The sequence below is a fragment of the Pseudomonadales bacterium genome (genome assembly GCA_013215025.1).
Taxonomy (GTDB): domain Bacteria; phylum Pseudomonadota; class Gammaproteobacteria; order Pseudomonadales; family DT-91; genus DT-91.
Map to the genome: position 1 here is coordinate 1 of JABSRR010000247.1, position 2,842 is coordinate 2,842.

The 2,842-nt window shown below is 49.6% G+C and carries 1 protein-coding gene; it reads right to left on the reverse strand.

The genetic code is table 11. The annotated features are described in order from the left end of the window. On the reverse strand, nucleotides 1-2,842 hold a 2,842-nt coding region (locus HRU21_12470), incomplete at both ends, for a hypothetical protein (GenBank protein NRA43104.1).

Consider the following 2,842-nt stretch of genomic DNA (forward strand, 5'->3'; position numbering starts at 1 on the left):
ATTTAGATAAGGGTTATTGCTGTCATGATTGGTCGATAAGGCTTCATTTACGGTGGCGCGCGACTCGTCAAACTCAGCATCTGCGCTGGTGCCGTCTTCTGCAGTACTGTCGCCCTGACCACTGAGTAGTAAAGATAGGCTTACGCCAACCGCGTATTGACCACCGGCAACGCTAACCGAGTTTAAATCACTGCCGCGTTGGCTATAAGCGTCTACATCGATTAACTCAGCCGCAAGATCGGCACCAACAATTTCGCTATATACGCCAGACTGATAGAGTCCAACATTGGTAACTACACCTACTCCAACCGAGCCACCAATACCGATACCAACCGCCTGCTGGTCGATTTCTGAAATTTCCTGTGCATCAACCGATACTAACTGTGCTTTGTCACTGCCATTTCGATTAAGCAGCTTGGTAGTAAAGCCGTTATTATAGCTACCATAGATACCTGCACGGGTTTCGCCTGAAATCTCACCCACATTTATCATCGCCGCACCGCCATAGGAAAGCGAAGCGCCTACTCCATAGGCATAGGATTGCGTTGAGATCAGGCGGTCGGCATCAACATCAACCGAGTCTGCAAAAAGCTCGGTTTCTACGTCGGCATCACTATCGCTACCAATCGTTGCTCGGGTATCGCCGCCGGTTAAATTGACAACTAAACCAACACCGGCACCCACCGTCGTACCCAAACCGGCAGAACCCGCTGCGGTGTTAGACTCTTGACGCGTCTCAGCAATAAGCGATAGGCTATCGGCACTCAAAGAACCACCTTCCAGCAAGGCGATGTTATCACCATTTTGCTGCGTCGTTACCACCGATGCGGCGCCGCCAAAGCCATAAGTACTGGCGGCCACTGCAAAGCCTGCTGATACGCCTTGCGACACACGTGTAGCGTTAGATTCAACCACCACGTCAGCGGCATTCACATCGCTGTTAAGCAGTTTCGCTTGCGCGGTTTTACTTTGCACATTGGTCACAATACCGGCAACCGCTGCACCACCCACCTTACCACCGGTAGCAACGGCGCCACCGACAGACACCCCTAGGCCAAATTCATGCGCCGATGCTCTGATAGTGACATCGGCTGAATCTTGCTGCTGCACCGATAAATTTTGATTAATTTCAGCATTTTGTATGTATGCTTGAGTGCTGGCATCTGACGAAGTTGTTGAGACGTTTGCCGTAATCGCTACATACTTGCCACCACTGCCGCCAATGGTGACAGCTTTTTGCTTGGTGAAGCTGCTGGCATTAACAACCAAACCGTTAACGGCATCGATACGGCCCTCTTGCAAATCATAGTTGGCAAAGCCCGTGGTAAAGCTATCTATCGTTGCCGTATCGTTGCCATTGTTTTCAGAATCATTGTCATCTGACAAATCGGTAATCGGCGTGGCGCTGATCAAATCGCCATCGTAATAGCCTACGTCGCTATTTACGCCATAGGCGTTAACTTTAGCATCGTCAATATAGGCCTTGGTTTCACCGTATTCGATGGCGCTAGCGACTGCTAAGGCACCAGCACCACCCTTAACGCCAACCCCGATCGCACCAGAACCTACCGCGTTTTCGGTGTGTGCTTCGGCATTCACTAACACGCCGCCTGAAGCAAAAACTTTCGCCTTATCGGCAATTTTTGCAGTGACATCGCCATCGACTACCGCCGTACCAATCGAGGGGGCAACCGCGCCTTTATCAGCATAGCTAACGCCGGCATCAATAGTAATTAATGCATTATCCCGCAACGCAGTGACTGTAAGGTCTTCAACATTGAAAAGTGTGCTCTCATCAATGACGTCATCACCCAACAGCGCGGCTGAAACATCACTATCAACTCGATTAGTAGCCACCGCTACGCCTAATGCACCGCCGCCTGATATGGCCAAATTCCAGGCGGTGGTAGCGGAATCAGTATAATCTTTAGCGGCAATTACAGCATCGCTACCGGCAGTAACCGAGTCATGATTCAAACCGGTATTTTTAACGGCCGCCTCAACCAACTGATCGACATTACTGGTAGCTACAGCGCCGGCAAAGGCAAAGCTGCCTGAACCTTTGGAAAAGCCCACCCCAACCGCGTTATTAATAATCTGATTTCTGTCATCAGCATCGCCAGAAAAGGCTTTTACACTTAAGTCACGACTAAATTCTAATTCGGTGTTAGCGACTCTGGCTAGGGTATGATGCCCCTGCTGGTTACCAATCAAGCTGGTGGTTGCGGCCAAACCAGCCGAAGCGCCGGTACCAAAATTAAGCGCAACTGCACCGGCCAAATTTATCATCTCAGCATTATTACGCGCCTGCACAGAAACATCGCGCGCAGTCACAGAACCTGAAGAGTTGCTAGCATCCCAATCGCCAATCTCGGCTTCAACGCGATTATTTAACTCTTGCACCGAGATTGAACCAACCCCAGTAAATTTACCTTTTGAACTAACGCCCCCGCCAAGTGCTAAATTAAACTGAATCGAATCATCGCGCGCAACCACTGCAAGGTTATCAGTGACCACGTCACTATCAATAATCTTGGCATGTTTCTGCGTATGAATATCAGAGTGGGTATAAGCTAAACCAATATTACTTGCTTGCGAGCCCTGCAATACGCCAGCAACCACCATCAAACGTTGACCCTCAGAGTCAAAGTCTAATGCCTCGCCCTCCTCATCATCATCGGTTTGCACATCAACGTTCGCAAACACGGACCGACCGGAAAAATCTGAAATATCAAGACTGCCGTCCTCAAACACATCGGCTAAAACTTGGTTTAAAGCATCATCTTCGGTGCCCACTGAAAGCAGTGATAGATTACTGTTCAGTGCACCGTCAGCATCAATA